A 24,858-nucleotide genomic window follows, 5' to 3' on the forward strand; every position below is an offset into this window, starting at 1 on the left:
CGGGCGGCGTCTTGCCTTCCCGCAAGGCCTGACCCACACTCGGCCCTGTCCAGACAGGAGCCCCACATGCCCAACCGCCGCCAATTCGCCGCCGGACTGACTGCGCTTGTCTCGCTTGCCGCCTTCCCCGCCTTCGCACAGGGAGGCGGCCAGGGCGGCGGACAGGGAAACGCCGGCGGGTCCGCCCTGCGCGGTGTCGCCGGCACCTACGAACTGCGCGGCCTCAACTTCGACGGGACGGAATATTACGGTCAGGCGCGGCTGGAACAGCAGGGCGCGACCGTCCGCGTGTTCTGGCGTGTCGGCCGCGAGACCTATACCGGCGAAGGCAGGATCGACGGCCGCGTGCTGACCGTCGACTGGGGCGCCGAGGACCCGATCGTCTACGTCCTGATGCCCGACGGCGAGCTGCACGGCACATGGGCCGATGGCCGCGCGCTAGAGAAACTTTCGCCCAACTGAGGGATCCGATGAAAGACCTGCAAGACCTTCAGGTGGGGTACGACATCCCCGCCGAACCCGGCATGGCGGCCGCCGACATCCAGACACCCGCGCTGGTGCTGGACCTCGACGCGCTGGAACGCAACATCCGCAAGCTGGGCGACCACGCCCGGGCGCATGGCATTCGGCATCGCGCGCACGGCAAGATGCACCGGTCCGTCGACGTCGCGAAGCTTCAGATGGAACTGGGCGGCGCGGTCGGGGTCTGCTGCCAGAAGGTGGCCGAGGCGGAAACCTTCGTGCGCGGCGGCGTGACCGACGTGCTGATCACCAATCAGGTCGTCGACCCGGTGAAAATCGACCGCATGATGCGGCTGCCGTCGCTGGGCGGCACCGTGTCCGTCTGTGTCGACGACGCAGGCAATGTGGCGGACCTGTCGGCGGCGGCGGTGCGGCACGGGGTGACGGTGGATTGCCTTGTCGAGCTCGACTGCGGGATGCGGCGCTGCGGCGTCAGCACCGCGGACGAGGCGCTGGCGCTGGCCCGCGCGATCGACGATGCACCCGGCCTGCGGTTCGCGGGCATCCAAGCGTATCACGGCACCCTGCAGCACGTCCCGACCCACGCCGAGCGCGCCGAGATCTTCGCGGCGCTGCACAGATTGCTGTCGGGCGTTCTGGACACGCTGAAGGCAGCCGGCCTTCCCGCCGAAACGGTCACCGGCGCGGGCACCGGCAGTTTCGAATTCGAAACCGCGTCGGGCCTGTACACCGAACTGCAGTGCGGCTCCTACGCCTTCATGGACGGCGACTATGGCCGCGTGCTGGACAAGGACGGTCGGCGGCTGGACGACGGCACGTGGGAGAACGCGCTGTTCGTGCTGTCGCAGATCCTAAGCACCGCCCAGCCCGGGCGCGCGGTCTGCGATGCGGGGCTGAAATCGACCACGTTCGAATGCGGCGTGCCGCATGTTTTCGGCCGAACCGACGTGACCTACATCCAGCCCTCCGACGAGCACGGCACGCTGGAGGATCCGGCCAACGTGCTGAAATCCGGCGAAAAGCTGAAACTGGTGCCCAGCCACTGCGACCCGACCTGCAACCTGCACGACTGGTACGTGGGGGTCCGGAACGGCGTGGTCGAAGTGCTCTGGCCGGTATCCGCCCGCGGCCGCAGCTACTAGGCTTTGCGACATCGGTCCGGCGAAGGGGGCTCTGCCCCCGTCACGCTGCCGCGTGACTCCCCCGAGGTATTGTTCAAGAGAAGAAGCAGCATCTTCCGGGCCCTTCTTCTCTTTTAAAATACCTCGGGGAGCGCGAGGGGCTGGCCCCTCGCCCCGGCCCCAGCGTCACGCGATGACCCGCGCGTCCACTTCACGCAGCCAGTCGTTGACCAGCGCGCGTTCGTCCGGCGACAGCGTCTGGTGCCGGGGATAGACCGGCGCGGCGCGATCATCGCGGATCGGCGCGTCCCAGCCGCCGGTGGTGTGGAAGAAGCGCGCCACGCCCGCCTCGCCGAACTCGCGCAGATAGCCCTGCACCACCACGTCGAGATAGCTAAGCAGCACAGGGTGCGAGTCGTCCGGGACGCCGTGCTTGCCGCTCGGGATGGAATAGACCTGAACCTCGATCGGCCGGGGCACGGCGTGGCCGACCCGGTCGGTCACGACCGACCTGTCATAGGCCGCCTCGCGTTCGTCCAGCGCGACCCAGTCGTCGCCCGGAACGTGGGCCACCAGACCTTCGATCTCGACGCCGTCGGCGGGTTCGGCGGTCAGGAACGCCACGGGGCGCAGCCGGGTGTGCCGCCAGACCCGGCGCCAGCCGGTCAGCGTGGCGGGGTGGGCATCCGAGAAGACATGCGTGGCCCGGTTCACAAGCGATCCGTAGCCGAAAAAGAAGGGGTCGGTCATGGCCCGACTGGTCGCCCGTCCCTGCCCGGAATACAACCCCTTGCCGCACCGCGGCACATCGCGTAGCGTTGCGACACCGACCCAGGGAGAACCGGTTCAGACCGGTGCCGAAGGAGCAACCGCCCCGGTAAACTCTCAGGCAACAGGACCTGCTGGTCGGTCACAAACTCTGGAGAGAGGCGCAATGGGCGTCCGCCGAAGGGATAACGATCTCAGGCGAAAGGACAGAGGGGGCATCGTGCGCGGAGCGACCGCGTTTTTCGGTGCCGGCATCGTTTTCCGGCGAGCTATGAAAGGGGCGGCATGGCCGAGCTGAAACGGACCTGTCTGTACGATCTGCACGTAGAGCTTGGCGCCAAGATGGTGCCCTTCGCCGGGTATGACATGCCGGTGCAGTATCCGCTGGGCGTGATGAAGGAACACCTGCACTGCCGCGCCGCCGCCGGGCTGTTCGACGTCAGCCACATGGGACAGGTCCTGCTGACCCCGCTGGACGGCGATGTCGCAAGCGCCTCCGCCGCGCTTGAAACGCTGGTGCCGCAGGCGATCCTCGGGCTGAAGCCGGGCCGTCAACGGTATGCGCTGTTCACCGATGACGCGGGTGGCATTCTGGACGATCTGATGGTCGCGAACCGGGGTGATCACCTGTTTCTGGTGGTGAACGCCGCCTGCAAGGACGCCGACATCGCCCACCTGCGTGCGGCCCTGTCCGACCGCTGCCGGATCGAAGAGATCACCGACCGCGCGTTGCTGGCGCTTCAGGGCCCATCGGCCGAAGCGGCGCTGTCGGCGCTGGTTCCCGCTGCAGCGGAGATGCGGTTCATGGACGTTCTGGTGACGGACAGCGACTGGGGCGAGGTGTGGATCTCGCGTTCGGGCTACACCGGCGAGGACGGGTACGAGATTTCCGTGCCCGAGGCGCAGGCCGAGGCCTTTGCGCGCAAGCTGCTGGCCGATGAAGCGGTCGAGCCCATCGGCCTTGGCGCCCGCGACTCGCTGCGGCTGGAGGCGGGGCTGTGCCTTTACGGCAACGACATCGACACCACCACCAGCCCGGTCGAGGGCGCGCTGGAATGGGCGATCCAGAAGGCCCGCCGCACCGGCGGCGACCGCGCCGGCGGCTTCCCCGGCGCCGCGCGCATTCTGAACGAGCTGGAAACCGGCGCCACCCGCCGCCGCGTGGGCCTGCTGCCCGGTGGCCGCGCGCCGATGCGGGCGGGGACCGAGATTTACGCCAGCGCCGAGGGCGGCTCGCCGATCGGCGCGGTCACATCGGGCGCGTTCGGCCCGTCGATCGAGGGCCCGATGTCGATGGGATATGTCGACATCGCTCATGCCGCAGACGGCACCGAGCTGTTCGGTGAAGTCAGGGGCAAGCGCCTGCCCGCGCGGGTCGTGCCGATGCCGTTCCGTCCTTCAACCTACAAAAGATGACCAACAGGAGACCCAGATGAAATTCACCGAAGAACACGAATGGCTGCGGCCCGAAGGCGACCTGATCGTCGTGGGCATCACCGAACACGCCAGCGAGCAGCTGGGCGACGTGGTGTTCGTAGAGCTGCCCGAGGCAGACACCACCGTGTCCAAGGATGACGAGGTCGCGGTGATCGAGTCGGTCAAGGCCGCGTCCGACATCCTGGCACCACTGGATGGCGAGATCGTCGAGGTCAACGAAGCCATCGTCGCCAACCCCGGCCTTGTGAACGAGGATCCGATGGGCGACGCGTGGTTTTTCAAGATGAAGATCGAGGACGCCAGCGCGCTGGACGATTTCATGGACGAAGCCGAGTACAAGGATTTCGTCGGCTAGGCCCCTGCCTGCATGCCCTTCCGGAGCCCCCCTGCCCGGGGGGGCTCGTTCCGCGCTTCCGCCACTAAGGACACCCGATGCCTTTCACGCCCGACGACTACAATCCGCACGATTTCGCCAACCGCCGCCACATCGGCCCTTCCCCGGCCGAAATGGAGGAGATGCTGTCGGTGATCGGCTGCGACAGCCTTGATGCGCTGATCGACGAGACCGTCCCCGGTTCGATCCGGCAGGCGGAACCGCTGTCTTTCGGCCCGCCGAAATCAGAGCGTGAATTGATCTGGTACATGCGGGAAATCGCCAAGCAGAACAGCGTGTTGGTGACGATGATCGGTCAAGGCTATTACGGCACCGTCACGCCCCCGGCGATCCAGCGGTACATCCTCGAGAACCCGGCGTGGTACACGGCCTATACGCCGTATCAGCCCGAGATCAGCCAAGGCCGGCTGGAGGCGCTGTTGAATTACCAGACCATGATCTGCGACCTGACGGGGCTGGATGTCGCGAACGCCTCGCTGCTGGACGAATCCACCGCCGCGGCCGAGGCGATGGCGATGGCGCAGCGGGTGGCCAAAACCAAGGCGATGGGCTTCTTCATCGACGAGAACTGCCACCCCCAGAACATCGAGGTGATGAAGACACGCGCCGAGCCATTGGGGTTCGAGGTGATCGTCGGCGCGCCCGACGACATGCCGTCCGAGGGGCTGTTCGGTGCGATCTTCCAGTATCCCGGCACCCATGGCCACGCGCGCGACTTTACCGGCCAGATGGCCGCGCTGCACGATCAGAAGGCGCTTGGCATTGTCATCGCCGATCCGCTGGCGCTGACCGTGCTGAAGGAACCGGGGCAGATGGACGCCGACATCGCGGTGGGCTCGACCCAGCGGTTCGGCGTTCCGATGGGCTTCGGCGGGCCGCACGCCGCCTACATGGCGTGCCGCGACGCCCACAAGCGGGCGATGCCCGGCCGCATCGTCGGCGTGTCTGTCGATGCGCGCGGCAACAAGGCTTACCGCCTGTCGCTTCAAACGCGCGAGCAGCACATTCGCCGCGAAAAGGCGACTTCGAACGTCTGTACCGCGCAGGCGCTGCTGGCGGTGATGGCGTCGTTCTATGCCGTGTTTCACGGGCCCGTCGGGCTGAAGGCCATCGCGCAAGAGGTGCACCGCAAAACGGTACGCGTGGCCGAGGTGCTGAAGGCGGCGGGCTATGTCGTGGAACCGGACGCCTTCTTCGACACCATCACGGTCGAGGTCGGCGCCTTGCAGGGCGCCATTCTGAAAACCGCCGCGGCCGAGGGCATCAACCTGCGCCGGGTCGGCGGCACGAAGCTGGGCCTGTCGATCGACGAGACCACCCGCCCTGCCTCTGTCGAGGCGCTGTGGCGGGCGTTCGGTGTCGAAGAAACCTATGGCGCGAAGTCGGCCAATATCTGCGTGCCCGACGCGCTGATCCGCACGACCGAATACCTGACGCACCCGGTGTTCCAGATGAACCGCGCCGAGACCGAGATGATGCGCTACATGCGCCGTCTTGCGGACCGCGACCTTGCGCTAGACCGGGCGATGATCCCGCTGGGGTCCTGCACGATGAAGCTGAACGCCGCGGCCGAGATGATGCCGATCACGTGGCCTGAATTCTCGAACATCCACCCCTACGCGCCGACGGACCAGACGCAGGGCTATGCCGCGCTGGTCAAGGATCTGTCGGCCAAGCTGTGCGAGATCACCGGCTATGACGCGATGTCGCTTCAGCCGAACTCTGGCGCGCAGGGTGAATATGCCGGGTTGCTGACCATCGCCGCCTATCACCGTGCGAACGGTGACACCCAGCGGTCGGTTTGCCTGATCCCGACCTCGGCGCATGGCACCAACCCCGCCTCGGCCCAGATGTGCGGTATGAAGGTCGTGGTGGTGAAGTCGGCGGCGAACGGCGACATCGACCTGGACGATTTTCGCGCCAAGGCGGAAGCGGCGGGCGACACGCTGGCCGCCTGCATGATCACTTATCCCTCGACCCACGGCGTGTTCGAGGAAACGGTGCGCGAGGTCTGCGACATCACCCACCAGTACGGCGGGCAGGTGTACCTTGATGGCGCGAACATGAACGCGATGGTCGGGCTGTCGAAACCGGGCGAGCTTGGGTCCGACGTGTCGCACCTGAACTTGCACAAGACCTTCGCCATCCCGCACGGTGGCGGGGGCCCCGGCATGGGCCCGATCGGGGTGAAGGCGCACCTTGCCCCTTACTTGCCCGGCCACCCGGCGACCGGGGGCGACGAAGGGCCGGTGTCCGCCGCGCCGTTCGGGTCTGGGATGATCCTGCCGATCTCGTGGGCCTACATCCTGATGATGGGCGGCGACGGGCTGACGCAGGCCACCAAGGTGGCGATCCTGAACGCCAACTACATCGCGAAACGGCTAGAGGGCGCCTATGACGTGCTGTTCAAGGGCAAGACCGGGCACGTCGCGCACGAGTGCATCCTTGAAACGCGGCCGTTCGAGAAATCGGCGGGCGTCACCGTGGACGACATCGCCAAGCGTCTGATGGACAACGGGTTCCACGCACCGACGATGTCCTTCCCGGTGGCGGGCACGCTAATGGTGGAACCGACCGAGTCGGAAACGAAGGCCGAACTGGACCGGTTCTGCACCGCGATGCTGGCGATCCGCGACGAGATCGCGGAGATCGAAGCCGGGAAGATCGACGCCGCGAACAACCCGCTGAAACACGCGCCGCACACGGTCGAGGACCTGATCGGGGAATGGGACCGCCCCTATTCGCGCGAGCAGGGCTGTTACCCGCCGGGGGCGTTCCGGGTGGACAAGTACTGGCCGCCGGTCAATCGCGTCGACAACGTTTACGGCGACCGGCACCTGATCTGCACCTGCCCGCCGCTAGAGGCCTACGCGGAAGCCGCCGAATAGCAGCGCCAGCCTTGCTGTCGAAGAAAGAAAAGCCTGCGGAGTGATCCCCGCAGGCTTTTTTGTCAGCTATCGCGCCGCTTGGGCCGGGCGTCGCCGCCGAACGGCTTCTTGCCGCCCTTGGGCCCCGCCTTGAAGCCGCCTTTTCCGCCCGGTTTGCCACTTGGCTTACCACCGGGCTTACCACCGGGCTTACCGGGCTTGCCGCCCGCGCGGTGCGGCGGCTCGAAGCGTTTCGACGTATCGGACGCCCGTGCGCGGTCGCCGCCCTTCGGCTTGCCCTTGAACGCGGGCTTGTCGCCATCACGCCCGCGCGGCTTGTCGTCGTCCCAGCGCTTGGGTCTGTCGTCGTCGCGGCGTTTGGGCTTGTCGCCGTCGCGGTGGCGCGGTTTGCCCTCGCCGTCGCCGAACCGTCCTTTCGGACCCGCAGGCTTGCCGCCGAAGGATTTCTTCGGTCCCGGCTTGCCCTTGTCACCCGAACGGCGGTCCGTCGTTTCGCGCGGTTTGCGGGGGCGGTGCACCTCGTCGTCGCGACGGGGGCGCGGCGCGTCGGACCGGGGCGCGTCGGTCTGCGGCGCGTCTGCGGCATGCGACGCCGGAGCGTCTTCGCGCGCGGGTTTGCGCGGCGGGCGGCTGTCCGAGCGGTCGCTGTCGCGCGGACGCGGCGGGCGCTTGTCACGGTTCGGCGGCGGGCCACGGCGGTCGTCCTCGGGCGGGCCATCGGCGGCGCGGGCCTTCACGCCGCGTTCCAGTTCTCCGCCGGCGTTCAGGCCGTCAAGGAAGCCTTGCAGCGCGGGTGCCGAGATTTCCACGAAGGTCTCGGACGGGCGGATGCGGATCGCGCCGATCTGGTCCTTGTCCAGCCCACCGGCACGGCACAGCATCGGCAGCAGCCAGCGCGGCTCGGCCCGGTCGTCGCGGCCAACGGACAGGCTGATCCACGCGGACGGACCGAAGGGCGCACGCTCGCGCGGGGCGGAACGCGTGTTGGGATCCGACAGTTCCTCGGGCGCGGAATGATGCGACCGGAACAGCCGCAGATAGGCCGCCGCGATCTGCTCGGGCGACTGGGCTTCCAGCAGGCGGGCGGCGAACTCGGCCTCGTTCTCGGTGATCGGCTCGGACCACGCGGGATCGGACAGCAGCCGTTCCTCGTCGCGGCGCAGGATCTCTTCGGCGGTGGGCGCGGTCGTCCATTCGGCGGTGATCTTGGCGAATTTCAGCAGGCGCTCGGCCTTCTTGACGAACTTCGGCGGCACCACCAGCGCCGACGTCCCCTTGCGCCCGGCCCGACCGGTCCGGCCCGAACGGTGCAGCAGGGTTTCCGAGTTCGACGGCAGTTCGGCGTGGATCACCAGCTCAAGGTTCGGCAGGTCGATGCCGCGCGCCGCGACATCGGTGGCGACACAAACCCGCGCGCGCCCATCCCGCATCGCCTGAAGCGCATGGCTGCGCTCGGTCTGGCTAAGCTCGCCCGACAGCGACACGACCGAGAAACCCCGGTTCGCGAAACGCGCGGTCAGACGGCTGACGGTGGCGCGGGTGTTGGCGAAGACGATGGCGTTCTGCGCCTCGTGATAGCGCAGCACGTTGATGATCGCGTGTTCTGCATCGGAATCCGCAACGCGCAGCGCCTGATAGGTGATGTCGGCGTGCTGGCGGGCTTCGCCCAGCGTCGTGACGCGCACGGCGTCGCGCTGGAACTGCTGCGCCAGCTTGGCGATCATCGGCGGCACGGTGGCCGAGAACAGAAGCGTGCGCCGTTCCGACGGCGCCTCGCCCAGCATGAATTCAAGGTCTTCCCGGAAGCCGAGGTCCAGCATCTCGTCCGCTTCGTCCAGCACCACGGCGCGGATATCGCCCAGTTCCAGCGAGCCGCGCTTGATGTGGTCGACCAGACGGCCGGGCGTGCCGACGACGATATGCGCGCCACGTTCCAGCGCGCGGCGTTCGTCGCGCATGTCCATGCCGCCCACGCAGGTCGAAACCCGCGCGCCCGCACCGGCATAAAGCCAGCCCAGTTCGCGGCTGACCTGAAACGCCAGTTCGCGGGTCGGCGCCACGATCAGCGCCAGCGGCGCCGCCGCCGGACCAAGCGTGCCGTCGTCTTCCAGAAGCGTGGGCCCGATCGCCAGACCGAACCCCACCGTCTTGCCGGACCCCGTTTGTGCGGACACTAGAAGGTCTGCGCCCTCCAGTTCGGGGTTCGTCACGGCTTCCTGTACGGGGGTCAGCTTGTCGTAGCCGCGCTCGGCGAGCGCATTGGCGAGGGTCTGGATCATCCGGGGTTCGTTCTGCATCTGGGACGCGCGGTCGCGTCGTGATCTGCCGTTGCGGCAGGGGGAAAGCGGCACGCTCTAACGTATATCCGCGACCGTGTACACAGCGCATATCGAATGCCCGGCATTATCCGGACGCAGGACTGACAGGGGTCAGGACCTCTGGATCACCTTCGGCTCGGGTTCTTCCTCGCGGCTGAACCCGCCCCATCCTTCGACCGCGGCGTGCAGCCGCTTCAGGTCGTGTTCACGGGACATCGCATCCTCTGCCGCCGCCAGCGCGTACTTGGCAAGCTCGCGTGCCGCGGCCGACAGTTCCGCATCGCGGCTGCGGGCAAGACGCCGCAACGTCCCCAACAGGCGCGTCGAGACTTCGACCATCGCCGCCCCGTCGCGGGCGATCATGGTGTACGCCTCGTCGATCAAGTCGGCCTCGGGCAGCCGCCGCACACGGATGTTGTCATAGTCGGGTTCTTCCGCAACGACCTTGTCCGGGGAATACCGCGACAGAAGCCGCTCCATCCGGGCCAGCACCTCGATGGCGGTGCCGGGGTCGTTCACCCCAGGCGACAACGCCCGTTCCGCGACTTCGGCGATCACGAAAAGGCCGAACCGCGGGTCCTGGTCGAAGTTCCGCAGGGGCGAGAAGACATAGGCGTCGCGCACGGCCTCTGCGGCGGGTTCGCTGGCGTGGTTCAGATAGGCCAGCGCCTCGCCCTCGCCGACCCAATCGCCCGGGATCGCGTGCAGCCAGACGCGGCAGTCGGCTTTCTCGACGCTGGACTGAAGGGCTGCCACGTCGATGTGACGCACGTATCCGCCCTCGCTCGCCGGAACCGGCACCGCGCCGGTCGGGATCTTTTCGTACGTGTCGTAGCATTTCGCGCCCAGACCCGGCCACTTGCGGTGGTTTTCCATTGTCCGCCGCACGCGGTTTTCCAGCATCTGCATCGTCTCGTCCATGCTGCCCAGCCGGGACAGGTGGGCGATCCAGCGCAGGATCGCGATGACCACCAAGGCGATCACCAGCACCGTAAAGGCGAAGATCACGACCGAGGCATGGCCGCCGTAGAACCCGGCACGGAACAGCACCAGCGCCAGCAGCGCGAAGATGAAAGCGCCAAGAAAGGTCGCAAGAACCGTCTGCGTCGTCGTGTCTTCCAGAAGCAGGCGATGCGCGCGCGGCGTGACTTGGCTGGACGCGGCCTGAAACGACGACACCATGACCGACAAAGAGAAGGTCACGACCGCCAGCATGGAACTGGCCAGCACGTTCAGCACCGGCAGCACCGCCTCTGCCCCAAGGCGGTCGGCGATCTCGTCGGGGATCAGGCGGCCCAGCGGGGACGAGGCCGCGACGGCAATCACCGCCAGCAGCGCGATCAGCGTGACGCGGACCCAGATCTTTCGGGACAGCTGCAGCAGTTTCCAGAGACGTTTCGACAGCATCGCGCCCTCCGAGCTTGTGCCGGACACATAGCACGAAGACCGCGCGGGGCTATCACGCCGGGTGCAGAACCTGCCCGATGAAACCGTCCAGCGCCGCCGCACCGTCCAGCGGCAGGACCGTCGCGACATGCTGGTCGGGCCGGACCAGAACCATACAGCCCTGCCCCCGGTCGATGCCGCGCATGTCGAAGATGTCGCCCGCCTTCGGATCGACGCAGAACACCTTTTCGTAGTCGGTCATGCCGTATTTGCCCTTCGCGGGCCGCAGCGCCGGGTGCATCGCGCCGTAGTCCAGCGCGCGGTGCGTCTGCTGCATGACGGCGCGCAGGTCGATGACACCGTCCACCTCGACGCCGTCGGGGGTGTACCGCGCGATCACCGGCGCCACCGCATCGCAGGCCCGCCACAGCGCACCGTCCGGATCTGTCGGGTCGCCGGCGTCGGCGAAAACGTACAGCCGCCAGACCCCGTCGGCCTTGGCCGCATGGCCAAGGTGCATGGGCTTGGCATCGCCCAGCCGGATCACCGGGGCGGAGTGGAAGCGTTCGCCCGTGACCAGCCCGCGCGCCAGCGACTGGTGCGTGCCGTCGCCGGTCAGGACCGAAGGCCCATAGCGGATCGCGGTGCCCGCCGTGAACCGCCCTTGCTTCTGGAAATACCGCTGGAACTCTGCCGGGTCGACACCGTCGGCGTGGTCCGCGGACTTGGGCCGGCGGCTGAACATCGCGGCCAGTTCGCGGTCGAAGTCGATCAGTTCCTGCGCCACCGCCTGCCGCTCGGCCGAATAGGTCAACAGCAGCTTCGGGTCGGCGCGCCCGCGCAGCACCGCCGCCAGCTTCCAGCCCAGATTGAAGGTATCGCGCATCGACACGTTCATCCCCTGCCCCGCCTTGGGGCTGTGGGTGTGGCAGGCATCGCCCGCGATGAACACGCGCGGCAGGCGGCCATCACCGGGTTCGACGTCGTCGAACCGGTCGCACAGGCGCTGGCCGATCTCGTAGACGGACCACCACGCGACCTCTTTCACATCCAGCGTATAGGGCGCGAAGATCCGCTGCGCCGCCTTGATGATGTAGTCGACGTCGATGTTGCGGCTGGCGACGCGCTCGTTTTCGGCCAGCTTGTCCAACTCGATATACAGCCGCACCAGATAACCGCCCTCGCGCGGGATCAGCACCGCGTTGCCCGCATCCGAATGGATCGCGCATTTCAGGCGCATGTCGGGGAAGTCGGTGACGGCAAGGATGTCCATCACACCCCACGCCTGGTTCGCGCTGTCGCCCTTCAGGCTGCGGCCGATGGACCGGCGCACGGTGCTGCGGGCGCCGTCGCAGCCGACCACGTATTTCGCACGTACCGTCTCTGTCCGGTCGCCGTGAGACAGGGTGACGGTAACGGGCCCGTCGCCATCGCCGACGGCCAGATCCGTGATCTCGCGCCCGTAATAGGGTTCCATCCGCGACGGGCTGTTGCGCATCACGTCGAGGTAGAACTGGTGCACGCGGGCCTGATTGAGAATGACATGGGGGAACTCGGACAGCCCCTCTTCCACGTCCTGAATACGGCCGCTGCGGAAAATGCCGCCGGGGGTCTTGGGGTCGGGTTTCCAAAAGGCGACCTCGTTCACCCAATAGGCTTCGCGGGTCAGACGTTCGGCGAAACCGAAGGCGTTGAACATCTCCATCGAGCGGCAGGCCACGCCGTCGGCCTGACCAAGATCCAGCGGGCCGTCCTTGCGCTCGACGATGGCGGTGCGGATGTCGGGGAAGGCGGCCATCTGAGCGGCAAGCGTCAGCCCGGCGGGACCGCAGCCGACGATCAGGACGTCGACCTCGTCCGGCACAGTATCGCGGCGTCCGGCGTCCGGCAGCGGCTGTGCGACATCCGGGTCACCGGGGCGAAATCCGTTCTGGTAAAACTGCATGATCGACCTCCTCCGTCAGCGCGGTTCGGGCGTGTCCTCCGACGCCCGACGCTGAGGAAAGTGCTACCTCAAGTTCAGCCGTTCGCCAAATATAATTTATGCGTAAACTATTAAGGTGGCATAAGTCACTGAAATAGCTATCCAGAAACCAGCCTGCGCCGCAGACTTATCAGCCACCTCATGCCGCTAAGACACCGCCGGTGCGGACCGAATCCACGTCGGGAACCTTATGACCCTTTAGCGGCGGCGCCGTCGGATGCGCGACCGCGCGGGGCGGCGTTCAGCCGCCCTGCGTCCGCCAGCCGGGACCCAGCACCCGGTCGGCATGGGCCGCGACCTGCGCCACGTGATCCTGGTCCAGCGGGCTGTCCGCCGCATCGGCGTGATCTGCCAGCTTCTCGATCCGCGTCAGCGCGACGCCATCCTCCTCGACATGGGTGCGGAACACCGGCGTGACCGACAGCCGTTCCAGATAGGTCCGGGTCTCGCCCCCCACCCGGCCCTTCGTCAGCGTCATGTTCAGCACCGTGCTCAGCACGATATGCGGCGCGGTGAAGCCCCAGGTCAGGCTGCCCAGCGAATAGGCGATCACCGCCACCCGGTCCGGGTCGCGCGCGGTGCGGTAGGTCTCGACCGGCTGGATCACGTGCGGATGGTGCGACACGATGCTGTCGGCGCCGTACTCGGCCAGCTCCCGCGCCGCCGCCACCTGCCCCGCCCGCGGGAACATCTCGAACTCCCAGCCCCAATGCACCGTCGCAAGGATGAAATCGCAGCCCTTCGCCCGGCAGTCGTCGATCTGTCGCTTCAACGAAGACAAGTCCGGGTCGCCGCGCTTGGGCGACAGGGCCGAGACGTTGATCCGCCAGCCCTCGTCTGCGGGCAGCTTATGGCCGTTCAGCCCGAAGGTGTCCGACACCAGCCCGATGCGAAGGCCGTCACGCTCGATCACCCAGCCGCAGCCCTGCTGGTCGGGGCTGGCATTGGTACCGATCTCAAGGATGCCCTCCTCGGCCAGCACGCGGCTGGTCGTCTCGATCCCCTCCAGCCCCATGTCGAAGCGGTGGTTGTTGGCGGTGTTCAGCACGTCGAACCGGCGCCCGCCGTGCCCCTTGAGGATGTCGAACTGGGCCCGGTCGCAGCATTCCAGCGGCGGCCCTTTGTCGCCGATCACCTCCTCGACAAGCGGCTGGGTGGTGATGGGCGACTCGAAGTTGGCGATCGACAGGTCGGCGTCGAACAGCACGTCCGCGATGCGCGCGAACACGACATCCTTCGATCCGTCGATCCCGCGCGAGCGCAGGATGTCCCCCGCCGCCGCAAGTGTGACCCGGGTGTCGGGAACGAACCCCTCGGGCAGCGCGACCGGATCGGCCCGCATGTCCGGCACGTCCGCGCCGGGCTGCGTGACAGGCGCGCGGGACTTCTGCACCCAGTAAAGCGTGTCCAGCGTCGTCATCTCGTCCGATGCCGCGGCGGCCCCGGCCAGCGGCGCGCGCCAGAACCCCAGCCGGTCCGCCAGCCCGGTGACAGCGCGAACCACCAACCGCAGCGGCGGGACCGAGATCTGCAATGCCTCGGCGGGCGTGGCGGGCAGCTTCGACGTCATGAAAAGGCCTTTCGGATCAAGGGATGCCACGGGCCATCAAATCCCCTTACGCGCGGAAAGCCAAGACGGTGCTCCCCTTTACGACGCCGGTTTCAGCCCCGCGTCCGGCCCGGTGCGGAACGACGAATGGTCCGGCACCTCCAGCCCCTGTAGCGGCGGCGCTGTCGGATGCTCGACCGCGCGGATCGCGGCCTTGGCCAGAAAATCGCCCGCGCGCACGACATCCTCGCTTAGGGACAGCATCTGCGGGCGGAACAGGGTCAGGAAGTTCACCGCCTCTTTGGCGATCACGTCCACATCGACGCCCAGCACCCGCCCGCGCGCTTCGAGCGTCGCGACCACCGCCATCGCCGCCGTCGTGGACGCACAGAGGATGCCGTCGATCGTCGGGTCGCGGTCCAGCATCGCCGACAGCGTGGCGGCGATCCGGTCGGTGCTGTCATCGCTGGTGACGTCCTTGGCGATGCGCGCCGCGATCCCTGCGGTCTTCGCGGCGCGGGCGGTGCCAATCGCGATGTCCTGTGCGTAGTTCTGTTCAATCGGCGGCGCGACGACCACGACATTCCGACGTCCCCGCGCCGCCAGCCGCGTGACAGCGAGGTCGGCGAACGTTTCATTGTCATAGTCGAAATAGGCGTGCCCCTCACGCCAGTTCGAGCGGCCGTGCGTGGCGAACGGAAATTCCTCGTCCAGCAGATAGCGCACGCGCGGATCCTCGGGGCGGACCTGGTTCAGGATCACCGCGTCGGCCGAGCGGTTCTCGACCACATAACGGACGGGGACCATCGGGTCGTCCTTGGGGAAGTACGGCGTCACGTTCAGATGGTACCGGGTCCCACTTAGCCCGCCGGCGATGGCCGAGATCATCCGCGCCGTGTGGTTCAGGATCTCATGCTCGGTCGACAGGATCAGGGCGATGACGTTCGTCTTGCCGGTCTTCAGACGCACCCCGGCGCGATTCGGAACATAGCCGATCTCGGCGGCGATCCGGCGAACCTTTTGCTTGGTCTCGGCGCCGATGTCGGGGGCGTCATGCAGCGCACGGCTGACGGTCGGGACGGCCAGACCGGCCAGTTCCGAGATCGTCTTCAATGTCGGTTTCTTGCGATCCCGTGCAGCCATCTTGTTGTTTTCCCACCCTCTCCGCGGTGCGGCATGAACGGCCGGACACTGGCTTTCCAATCGCGCCACAGGCAAGGAATTGCAAGTTGTTTAATGTCGCATGTCAACGCTTGATCCAAAAATCTAAAACGTTATAGGCTCCCCGTAAACGATTTAGCCAAAGGGAGGATTCGATGAGAATACTGGCTAGTCTGTTTGCGGCAACCGCCCTGACAAGTGTCAGCGCACAGGCCGCAGACCTGGAAGTCACGCATTGGTGGACCAGCGGAGGGGAGGCCGCAGCCGTCGCCAAATTCGCCGAGGCGTTCAACGCCTCGACGGACAACACATGGGTCGATGGCGCCATCGCCGGGTCCGGCGGCACCGCCCGCCCGATCATCGTCAGCCGCATCATCGGCGGCGATCCGATGGGCGCGTTCCAGTTCAACCACGGCCGTCAGGCCGAGGAACTGATCGAAGCCGGGCTGCTGCGCGACATGACCGCCGTGGCCGAGGCCGAGGGCTGGACCGACATCGTCAACCCGCCGTCGCTGCTGGACGCCTGCACGGTGGACGGCAAGATCTACTGCGCCCCGGTCAACATCCACTCGTGGCAGTGGCTGTGGCTGTCCAACGGCGCTTTCGAGAAGGCTGGGCTTGAGGTTCCCACGACGTGGGACGAGTTCGTGGCCGCTGGCCCTGCCCTGCGCGAAGCGGGAATTCAGCCGTTGGCCCTTGGCGGGCAACCGTGGCAAAGCGCCGGGCTGTTCAACGTGCTGATCGTGGCGCTGGCCGGACCTGACGTGTTCCAAGCGGTCTACGGCGACCACGACACCGACCTCGCCGCGGGCGATGTGATGGCGCGGGTGTTCAACGCCGCGGCCGATGCCCGCGAGATGGCGGACGGCAGTTCGGTTCAGGACTGGAACCAGGCCACCAACATGGTGATCACCGATGCGGCTGGCGGTCAGGTCATGGGCGACTGGGCCCAAGGCGAGTTCGCAGTCGCGGGCGAGACGGCGGGCGAGGATTATTCCTGCCTTCCGGGGCTGGGCGTGAACGAGGTCATCTCGACCGGCGGCGACGCGTTCTATTTCCCGGTGGTCGACGACCCCGAGATCACCGCGGCGCAGGACGAGCTTGCGAAGGTGCTGTTGTCGCCCGAGACGCAGGTGTCGTTCAACCTTGCCAAGGGCTCGCTTCCGATCCGGGGCGACGTGGACCTTGCCACCGCGAACGACTGCATGAAGAAGGGTCTGGAGATCCTTGCGGCGGGCAACACCCTGCCGGACGTGAACATGCTGAACACCGAGGACACGAACAACCAGCTAAACGACCTGTTCGTGGAGTTCTTCAACGACAAGAGCATTACCCCGGAAGCCGCGCAGGAACGGTTCGTCTCGATCATCGAGAACGCCGACTGACGCAGCACCCTAAGGTGTGACCAGATCCGCCGGCGCCCTGTTCCGGGCGCCGGCTCCCTTCACGCAACTGCAAGGACCCGGGGACCGCATGGACACCACCGGACGCCCGAACCCGCTGTTCAGGAACCTCAGCGCCAAGATCGCGGCCATCCCGATGATCGTGACCGCGTTGGTGGTTTTCGTCGGCGGCACGGTATGGACCGTCATCTATTCCTTCACCAGTTCGAAGCTGCTGCCGCGCAAGCTGTTCGAATGGACCGACCTGTTCAACATCGGGGACTGGTCGCTGTCCGTCCCGACCGGCATCGTCTGGAAAAGCTTCGTCGGCCTGCAGCAATACGAACGGCTGTGGGGCACGAACCGCTGGATCGTGTCGATCGAGAACCTGTTGATCTACGGCCTGTGCTCGCTGGTGCTGTCCTTCGTCATCGGCTTCATACTTGCCGCGTTGCTGGACCAGAAGATCCGGTTCGAGAACACGTTCCGCACCATCATCCTGTATCCCTTCGCGCTGTCTTTCATCGTCACCGGCCTTGTCTGGCAGTGGCTGCTGAACCCCGACTTCGGCATCCAGTCCGTGATCCGCGGCATGGGCTGGGTCGGGTTCACCTTCGACCCGCTCTACAACGCCAGCATCGTGATTTACGGCGTGCTGATCGCCGGGCTGTGGCAGGGTACCGGCCTGATCATGGTGCTGATGCTGGCCGGCCTGCGCGGCATCGACCAAGAGATCTGGAAAGCCGCCCGCGTCGACGGCATCCCGGCGTGGAAGACCTATCTGTTCATCGTGATCCCGATGATGCGGCCCGTGTTCATCACCACGCTGGTGATCATCGCCTCGGGCATCGTGCGGATCTACGACCTGATCGTCGCGCAGACCTCTGGCGGGCCCGGCATCTCGTCCGAGGTGCCCGCGAAATACGTCTATGACTACATGTTCCAAGGGCAGAACCTTGGGCAGGGCTTCGCCGCGTCGACGATGATGCTGCTGGCCGTGGCCATCGTGATCATCCCCTGGGCGTACCTTGAATTCGGGAGCCGGAAACGTGGCTGATCCGACCACCCTGTCCACCGCCATCGCCGGCGCCGATGCCGTCGCATCCCGCCTTGAGGGGCCGCAGGGCCCGAAGCCGCGCAAACGGTTCTCGCGCCGCAACATTTTCATCTACGGCACGCTGGGGCTTGTGGCGCTGTACTATGCGCTGCCGCTGTACGTGATGATCGTGACCTCGCTGAAGGGCATGCCCGAGATCCGGCTGGGCAACATCTTCGCCCCGCCGGTCGAGATCACCTTTCAGCCGTGGGTGAAGGCGTGGTCCGAGGCCTGCACCGGCCTGAACTGCGAGGGGCTGTCACGCGGGTTCTGGAATTCGGTCAGGATCACCGTGCCATCGGTGTTCCTGTCGATCGCGATCGCCAGCGTGAACGGCTACGCGCTGGCCAACTGGAAGTTCAAAGGCGCCGAGGCGTTCTTCACCATCCTGATCTTCGGCGCCTTCATCCCTTATCAGGTGATGCTGTACCCGATCGTGATCATCCTGCGCGAGATCGGCCTGTACGGGTCGCTGTGGGGTCTGGTCATCGTGCACTCGATCTTTGGGATGCCGATCCTGACGCTGCTGTTCCGGAACTATTTCAGCTCGCTGCCCGAAGAACTGTTCAAGGCGGCGCGGGTGGACGGGGCGCGGTTCTGGGGGATCTATTTCCAGATCATGCTGCCGATGTCGCTGCCGATCTTCGTGGTCGCGATGATCATTCAGGTCACCGGCATCTGGAACGATTTCCTGTTCGGCGTGGTCTACACCAAGCCCGACACCTACCCGATGACGGTTCAGCTGAACAACATCGTCAACTCGGTGCAGGGGGTGAAGGAATACAACGTCAACATGGCGGCGACGATCCTGACCGGGCTGGTGCCGCTGACGATCTATTTCGTGTCGGGCAAGCTGTTCGTCCGCGGCATCGCCGCCGGGGCCGTGAAGGGATGAGCCGGAGGATCGCGGCGGCACGGGTCGGGGGCTCTGCCCCCACCGCCTGCGGCGGTTCCCCCGAGGTATTTCAGAAGAGAAGAAGCCGGGGACGGGGTTGCCCCGGTGCAGGGAGGAGGGGCTGGTGACAGCAAATTCGGTAGAGATCCGCGGGCTGGATCTGGCATTCGGCGCGGTGGAGGTTCTGAAGGACCTGACGCTGGAGATCCCAGAGGGCGAGTTCCTTGTGCTTCTGGGCGCGTCGGGCTGCGGCAAGTCCACGCTGCTGAACTGCATCGCGGGGCTCTTGGACATCACGGGCGGGCAGATCTTCATCAAGGACCGGAACGTGACATGGGCCGAGCCCAGCCAGCGCGGCATCGGCATGGTGTTCCAAAGCTATGCCCTGTACCCGCAGATGACGGTGAAGGGGAACCTGTCCTTCGGGCTGAAGAACGCGCGCATTCCGAAGGCCGAGATCGAAGAGCGCGTCGCCCGCGCCGCCGGCATTCTTCAGATCGAGCCGCTTCTGGACCGCAAGCCCGCCGCCCTGTCCGGCGGCCAGCGCCAGCGCGTCGCCATCGGGCGGGCGCTGGTGCGGGACGTCGACGTTTTCCTGTTCGACGAGCCTTTGTCGAACCTCGACGCCAAGCTGCGCGCCGATCTGCGGGTCGAGATCAAGCGGCTGCACCAGAAACTGCGGAACACGATGATCTACGTCACCCACGACCAGATCGAGGCGATGACGCTGGCGGATCGGATCGCCATCATGCGCAGCGGCGCGATCCAGCAGCTTGGCTCGCCCGACGAGATCTATAACCGGCCGCGCACCAAGTACGTGGCCGAGTTCATCGGGTCTCCCGCGATGAATTTCCTGGACGGCACGGTCACCGAGCGCGGATTTATCGCGGCCGACACCACCATCCCGCTGGACGGCTATGGCTGGGCCGACGGTGTGCGGCAGGGGCCCGCGTGGCTGGGCATCCGGCCCGAGCACGTCGTGTCCGGCGAGCTGGCCGCGGGCAAATCGTTCCGGCAGGAGATCACCGTCGAACTGTTCGAGCCGATGGGCGCCGACACGCTGGTCTGGACCACGCTTGCGGGCCAGCCGTTCCATTTCAACCTTGATGGACAGCACAAGGTGGCCACCGGCGACCGCATGACCATCGGCTTTGACGCGGCGCGCGGATCGCTGTTCGGCAAGGACACCGAACTGCGGCTGTAGCGCGCGCGCCCGACGCAGCGATTTAGACAACGGCCGGACGTCGTCTTCCGGTCTTCAAGAAAGGACAGCACCATGACCGATTTTTCCTATCAGCTGTATTCGTCACGACATCACCCCCTGTCCGACACGCTGAAGATGCTTGGCGAGTTGGGCTATACGCAGGTGGAGGGCTACGGCGGGCTGTTCGCCGAGGCCGATGTCGGCGACCTGAAGGCCGAGCTTGACGGCAACGGCCTGACCATGCCCACCGGCCATTTCAGCCTTGAGATGGTGCGGGACGAGCCCGGCCGGGTGCTGGAGATCGCGACCGTGCTGGGGATGAAGGGGGTCTTCGTGCCGGCGGTCGGCCCGGAGGAGCGTGTGAAGGACGCCGCCGGTTGGGCAGAGCTGGGCCGCGTGCTGGCCCGGATCGGCAAGCCGGTGCAGGACGCCGGGCTGACCTTCGGCTGGCACAACCACGCTTTCGAGTTCGCCGAGATCGACAGCGCCGAGACGCCGCTGGACCTGATCCTGCAGGGCGGCCCGCTGGCGCTTGAATTCGATGTGGCGTGGGCGGTCGTGGGCGGTCAGGACCCGCTGGACTGGATCGAGAAATACGGCGACCGTCTGTATGCCGCGCACATCAAGGACATCGCCCCGGACGGCGAATGCGAGGACGAAGACGGCTGGGCGGACGTGGGGCACGGGACGATGGACTGGCCCACGATCATGACCGCGCTGCGCCGGACGCCCTGCCAGTATTTCGTGATGGAACACGACAACCCCAGCGATCCGGCGCGCTTCGCCCGCCGCTCGCTGGCGGCCGCGAAGACACTTTAGGGGTCACGACACATGAGCAAGCTTGGCATCGGCATCGTCGGGTGCGGCAACATCTCGACCGCCTACCTGAAGCTGTCCCCGCTGTTCCACGCGCTGGAGGTTCGCGCGGTGGCCGACATCAACATGGAGGCCGCGCGCCAGCGTGGCGACGAATTCGGCGTGAAGGCGCTGTCGGTCGAGGATCTGTTCGGCTCGGACGAGATCGACGTGGTCGTCAACCTCACCATCCCCGAGGCGCATTACGCGATCTCGAAACAGGCGTTGCAGGCGGGCAAACACGTCTATTCGGAAAAGCCCTTCGTGCTGACGCTGGACGAAGGCGAGGACCTGCGCGCCATCGCCGGCGCGGCCGGGCTGCGGGTGGGTTCGGCGCCCGACACCTTTCTTGGCGGGGCGCATCAGCTGGCCCGCGCGCGGCTGGACGAGGGGCTGGTCGGAGAGATCACCGCCGGGTCCGCCGCCGTGATGAGCCACGGGATGGAGCATTGGCATCCGAACCCCGATTTCTTCTTCCAGCCCGGTGCCGGGCCGGTGCTGGACGTCGGCCCCTATTACATCACGAACCTTGTCCAGCTTCTGGGTCCGGTGAAGCGGGTGGCGTCGCTGGCTACGTCTGCCACGCCGACACGTACCATCCTGACCGAGGGTCCGCGCCGGGGCGAAGAGATCCCGGTGGCGACGCCGACCAACATCCACGCGCTGCTGGATTTCGCGTCCGGTGCGACGATCACCTTCTCGGCCAGCTGGGATGTCTGGGCCCACCGGCACCAGCCGATGGAGCTTTACGGCACCGAGGGCTCGCTGTTTCTGCCCGATCCGAACTTTTTCGGCGGCACGGTCGAGCACGCGGGGCGCGACGGGGCGATCGCGCCGCTTGCGCCTTGGGATCACCCGTTCGGGCGACCGAACCAAGAGCATCCCAGCCACGGCCCGCTGGCGAATTACCGAGCATCGGGGCTTGCCGACATGGCCGAGGCCATTATGGATGGGCGCGACCACCGCTGTTCGCTGGATCTTTCGCTGCACGCGGTGGACGTCATGACCTCTATCCTTCGCGCGGGCGAGACCGGCCAGTGGGTCGATCTGACCACAACCTGCGCTCGCCCCGACGCGCTGGGACCGGAGGCCGCCGCAAAACTGCTGAAGGACTGACCCCATGAGCTACCGCCCCTCCGAGACCCGTTATGACCGGATGGTCTATCGCCGCTGCGGCGCATCCGGCCTGAAATTGCCTGCGATCTCGCTGGGGCTGTGGCACAACTTTGGCCACGACACGCCGCACCAGACCAAGCGCGACATCTGCCGCACCGCGTTCGACAACGGGATCACCCATTTCGACCTTGCCAACAACTACGGCCCGCCCCCCGGCAGCGCCGAAGAGGCGTTCGGCGACATTCTGAAGACCGACTTCGCGGGATACCGGGACGAACTGATCATCTCGTCTAAGGCGGGCTATCTGATGTGGGACGGCCCCTATGGCGAGTGGGGCTCGCGCAAATACGTGATGGCGTCCTGCGACCAGTCGCTGAAGCGGATGGGGGTCGATTATGTCGACATCTTCTATTCGCACCGCTTCGACCCGGACACGCCGCTGGAAGAAACGATGGGTGCGCTGGACGCCATCGTGCGCGCCGGCAAGGCGCTGTATGTCGGCATCTCGTCCTACAACGCCCAACGCACCCGTGAAGCGGCGGCGATCCTGAAGGATCTGGGCACGCCCTGCCTGATCCACCAGCCCAGCTACAACATGCTGAACCGCTGGGTGGAACGCGACGGGCTGAAGGACACGCTGACCGAACTTGGCATCGGGTCCATCGCGTTCACCCCGCTGGCGCAGGGGATGCTGACGAAGAAGTACCTTGGCGGCATCCCCGAAGGGTCGCGCGCCACGCAGGGCAAGTCGCTGAACCCGAACATGCTGTCGGAACACGCGGTCGAGAACATTCGCAAGCTGAACGAAATCGCCGAAGCGCGCGGGCAGACGCTGGCGCAGATGGCGATTGCATGGGTGCTGCGCGGCGGCGGGATCACTTCGGCGCTGATCGGCGCATCGAAACCGAGCCAGGTGGAAGACTGCGTCGGCGCGGTCGGCAACCTCGAGTTCACGGAAAGCGAGCTGAAACTGATCGACGACTATGCCGACGAGGAGAAGATCAACCTTTGGGCGAAGTCGTCGGAAACCACCGAAGGGGCGGCAGAGCGGTAGGAGGCCGCGACGCAACAGAATTTTCCAGAAAATTCTGCGCGGCACGATTTGTTAGTAGATCGTGCCGCCCCCTGCCGGTCAGACGCGAGAGGAGGCGCGCATGATCCGCAACCCGATCCTGCCGGGGTTCAACCCCGATCCGTCGATCTGCCGGGTGGGCGACGACTATTACATCGCGACCTCGACCTTCGAATGGTATCCGGGCGTGCAGATCCACCACTCGCGCGACCTTGTGAACTGGACGCTCGTCGCCCGCCCGCTGAACCGAGCCGGCCTGCTGGACATGCGCGGCAATCCCGACAGCTGCGGCATCTGGGCGCCCTGCCTGTCCCATGCCGACGGGCGCTTCTGGCTCGTCTACACCGACGTGAAACGCTACGACGGGTCGTTCAAGGACGCGCCCAACTACATCACCACCTGCGAGACGATCGACGGCGACTGGACCGACCCTTGGTTCGTCTGCAACCACGGCTTCGACCCGTCGTTGTTTCACGATGCGGACGGTACGACGTATTTCATGGTGCTGCAGTGGAACCACCGGGGCCGGGGCACCGGGGGCAACCCGAAACACGCGAGCTTTGACGGCATCCTGTTACAGGAATGGACGCCCGAAGGCGGCCTGACGGGGCCGATGCAGAAGATCTATGACGGCACCGACCGGGGCCTGACCGAAGGTCCGCACATCTTCAAACGCGGCGATTGGTATTATCTGACCGTGGCCGAGGGCGGCACGGGCTATGATCACGCGGTGACGATGGCGCGCAGCCGCGACATCTGGGGGCCGTACGAGACGCATCCGCAGAAACACCTGATCTCGACCCGCGACGCACCCGACCACCCGATCCAGCGCACCGGGCATGGACAATATGTCGAAACGCCGGATGGACAGGGATACCACACCTTCCTGATGGGCCGCCCGATTGCCGGGCCCGACGGGGCGGGGCGGTTCTGTCCGCTGGGCCGCGAGACCGGGATCGAACGGGTGGTCTGGCGCGACGACTGGCTGTGGCTGGAGGACGGCGGGATGCTGCCCCGCACCGAACTGCCCGGCCCCACCGATGCCAGCGCCCCACCGCCCGCGCCGTCGAAGACGAACTTCGCCGGCCCTGCCCTTCCGCCCGAATTCCAGTGGCTGCGGACCCCCGACACCGACCGGATCTTTCGGCTCGACCATGGGTTGGTCCTGATCGGACGGGAAAGCCCCGGGTCGTGGTTCGAGCAGGCGCTGGTCGCCCGCCGGCAGGAAGATTTCGCTTATACCGCCGAGACAGAGGTGGATTTCGACCCGCTGACCTACCAGCAGAACGCCGGGCTGACGACCTATTACAACCGCTACAAGTTCCACGCCCTGCTGGTCACGCAAGACCCCGACGCGGGCCGCGCGCTGGTTGTCATGTCCTGTCCCGGCAACTTCCCCGACGGCGGGATCGAGATGGTTGGCGATCCGGTGCCGGTGAAAGACAGACCGGTCGAGATGCGGGTGACGGTCGATCATGCCGAACAGCAGTTCGCATGGCGACAGGGGGGTGACTGGCACAAGATCGGGCCGGTGCTGGACGCTGCGGTGATCTCGGACGAAGGCGGTCGGGGCGAGCACGGCTCGTTCACCGGGGCGTTCGTGGGAATGATGGCCTTCGACATCAGCGGGCTAGGACGCGAGGCACGATTCGCGCATTTCTCCTACATCCCGAAGGCGCCAAGCTAAGGCCACGTTCCCGTCACACCCGAAATCGCCAAAACGGCGCGCATAGGCGGATTGTTGCGCAC

General features: G+C 66.3%; 19 protein-coding genes and 1 riboswitch. Of the genes, 13 read left to right on the forward strand and 6 right to left on the reverse strand.

Translation table 11 applies throughout. From position 1 onward, the window contains the following. Positions 1 to 66 precede the first annotated feature (66 nt). Together lfb1 and P1K30_RS09225 are read left to right on the forward strand one after the other, a co-directional pair. Entirely contained in the window at positions 67 to 462 is a 396-nt protein-coding gene (lfb1, locus tag P1K30_RS09220; RefSeq protein ID WP_275632430.1) for an LIC10280 family protein, read from the forward strand. A gap of 8 nt (positions 463 to 470) precedes the next feature. Continuing rightward, positions 471 to 1,625 carry a DSD1 family PLP-dependent enzyme gene (locus tag P1K30_RS09225; protein WP_275632431.1) on the forward strand — a complete coding sequence of 385 codons (1,155 nt, stop codon included), beginning with the start codon at positions 471 to 473 and terminating at the stop codon, positions 1,623 to 1,625. 165 nt (positions 1,626 to 1,790) lie between these two features. Here P1K30_RS09225 and P1K30_RS09230 read toward each other — a convergent pair whose 3' ends face one another. Then, the gene (locus P1K30_RS09230; RefSeq protein WP_275632432.1) at positions 1,791 to 2,354 is read right to left on the reverse strand and encodes a gamma-glutamylcyclotransferase family protein; all 564 of its coding nucleotides are present in this window, start codon (positions 2,352 to 2,354) and stop codon (positions 1,791 to 1,793) included. Positions 2,355 to 2,427: 73 nt separating this feature from the next. Further along, positions 2,428 to 2,515, forward strand: a riboswitch (glycine riboswitch). Between the two features lie 142 nt (positions 2,516 to 2,657). On the opposite strand from P1K30_RS09230, the gene gcvT reads away from it, so the two are divergent. The 3 genes from gcvT (at position 2,658) to gcvP (ending at position 7,091) form a co-directional block, all read left to right on the forward strand. Then, entirely contained in the window at positions 2,658 to 3,788 is a 1,131-nt protein-coding gene (gcvT, locus tag P1K30_RS09235) for a glycine cleavage system aminomethyltransferase GcvT (RefSeq protein WP_275632433.1), read from the forward strand. 16 nt (positions 3,789 to 3,804) lie between these two features. After that, complete coding sequence (gcvH, locus tag P1K30_RS09240; RefSeq protein ID WP_275632434.1) at positions 3,805 to 4,164, forward strand: glycine cleavage system protein GcvH; 360 nt, start codon at positions 3,805 to 3,807, stop codon at positions 4,162 to 4,164. Between the two features lie 77 nt (positions 4,165 to 4,241). Beyond that, complete coding sequence (gcvP, locus tag P1K30_RS09245; protein ID WP_275632435.1) at positions 4,242 to 7,091, forward strand: aminomethyl-transferring glycine dehydrogenase; 2,850 nt, start codon at positions 4,242 to 4,244, stop codon at positions 7,089 to 7,091. 62 nt (positions 7,092 to 7,153) lie between these two features. Here the strand turns inward: gcvP and P1K30_RS09250 are convergent, their stop codons facing one another. From P1K30_RS09250 to P1K30_RS09270, 5 genes are all read right to left on the reverse strand, one after another. After that, entirely contained in the window at positions 7,154 to 9,370 is a 2,217-nt protein-coding gene (locus P1K30_RS09250; RefSeq protein ID WP_275632436.1) for a DEAD/DEAH box helicase, read from the reverse strand. 150 nt (positions 9,371 to 9,520) lie between these two features. Further along, positions 9,521 to 10,816: a DUF2254 domain-containing protein gene (locus P1K30_RS09255; protein ID WP_275632437.1), complete on the reverse strand. Its 1,296-nt coding sequence runs from the start codon at positions 10,814 to 10,816 to the stop codon at positions 9,521 to 9,523. 52 nt (positions 10,817 to 10,868) lie between these two features. Next, complete coding sequence (locus P1K30_RS09260; protein ID WP_275632438.1) at positions 10,869 to 12,740, reverse strand: FAD-binding monooxygenase; 1,872 nt, start codon at positions 12,738 to 12,740, stop codon at positions 10,869 to 10,871. A gap of 280 nt (positions 12,741 to 13,020) precedes the next feature. Continuing rightward, positions 13,021 to 14,349 carry a CapA family protein gene (locus P1K30_RS09265; protein ID WP_275632439.1) on the reverse strand — a complete coding sequence of 443 codons (1,329 nt, stop codon included), beginning with the start codon at positions 14,347 to 14,349 and terminating at the stop codon, positions 13,021 to 13,023. Positions 14,350 to 14,427: 78 nt separating this feature from the next. Continuing rightward, entirely contained in the window at positions 14,428 to 15,471 is a 1,044-nt protein-coding gene (locus P1K30_RS09270) for a LacI family transcriptional regulator (protein WP_275632440.1), read from the reverse strand. A 173-nt stretch (positions 15,472 to 15,644) separates the two neighbouring features. On the opposite strand from P1K30_RS09270, the gene P1K30_RS09275 reads away from it, so the two are divergent. The 8 genes from P1K30_RS09275 to P1K30_RS09310 all read left to right on the forward strand — a co-directional run bounded on the left by P1K30_RS09275 (position 15,645) and on the right by P1K30_RS09310 (position 24,796). Next, positions 15,645 to 16,874 (forward strand): ABC transporter substrate-binding protein, encoded by a 1,230-nt coding sequence (locus tag P1K30_RS09275; RefSeq protein WP_275632441.1) that lies wholly within the window; start codon positions 15,645 to 15,647, stop codon positions 16,872 to 16,874. 88 nt (positions 16,875 to 16,962) lie between these two features. Further along, positions 16,963 to 17,928 carry a carbohydrate ABC transporter permease gene (locus P1K30_RS09280; protein ID WP_275632442.1) on the forward strand — a complete coding sequence of 322 codons (966 nt, stop codon included), beginning with the start codon at positions 16,963 to 16,965 and terminating at the stop codon, positions 17,926 to 17,928. A 22-nt stretch (positions 17,929 to 17,950) separates the two neighbouring features. After that, positions 17,951 to 18,862, forward strand: coding sequence for a carbohydrate ABC transporter permease (locus tag P1K30_RS09285; RefSeq protein WP_275632803.1), 912 nt, complete (start codon positions 17,951 to 17,953; stop codon positions 18,860 to 18,862). A gap of 124 nt (positions 18,863 to 18,986) precedes the next feature. Beyond that, positions 18,987 to 20,066, forward strand: a complete 1,080-nt coding sequence (locus P1K30_RS09290; RefSeq protein WP_275632443.1) for an ABC transporter ATP-binding protein — start codon at positions 18,987 to 18,989, stop codon at positions 20,064 to 20,066. A gap of 72 nt (positions 20,067 to 20,138) precedes the next feature. Next, positions 20,139 to 20,885 carry a sugar phosphate isomerase/epimerase family protein gene (locus P1K30_RS09295; protein ID WP_275632444.1) on the forward strand — a complete coding sequence of 249 codons (747 nt, stop codon included), beginning with the start codon at positions 20,139 to 20,141 and terminating at the stop codon, positions 20,883 to 20,885. 12 nt (positions 20,886 to 20,897) lie between these two features. Then, positions 20,898 to 22,037: a Gfo/Idh/MocA family protein gene (locus P1K30_RS09300; protein WP_275632445.1), complete on the forward strand. Its 1,140-nt coding sequence runs from the start codon at positions 20,898 to 20,900 to the stop codon at positions 22,035 to 22,037. 4 nt (positions 22,038 to 22,041) lie between these two features. Further along, a complete protein-coding gene (gene mgrA / locus P1K30_RS09305; protein ID WP_275632446.1) occupies positions 22,042 to 23,091 on the forward strand; it encodes an L-glyceraldehyde 3-phosphate reductase in 1,050 nt (349 codons plus the stop codon). 100 nt (positions 23,092 to 23,191) lie between these two features. Beyond that, positions 23,192 to 24,796 carry a glycoside hydrolase family 43 protein gene (locus P1K30_RS09310; protein ID WP_275632447.1) on the forward strand — a complete coding sequence of 535 codons (1,605 nt, stop codon included), beginning with the start codon at positions 23,192 to 23,194 and terminating at the stop codon, positions 24,794 to 24,796. Positions 24,797 to 24,858 lie beyond the last annotated feature (62 nt).

Origin of the sequence: Psychromarinibacter halotolerans (assembly GCF_029168315.1) — a bacterium.
Classification (GTDB): domain Bacteria; phylum Pseudomonadota; class Alphaproteobacteria; order Rhodobacterales; family Rhodobacteraceae; genus Psychromarinibacter; species Psychromarinibacter halotolerans.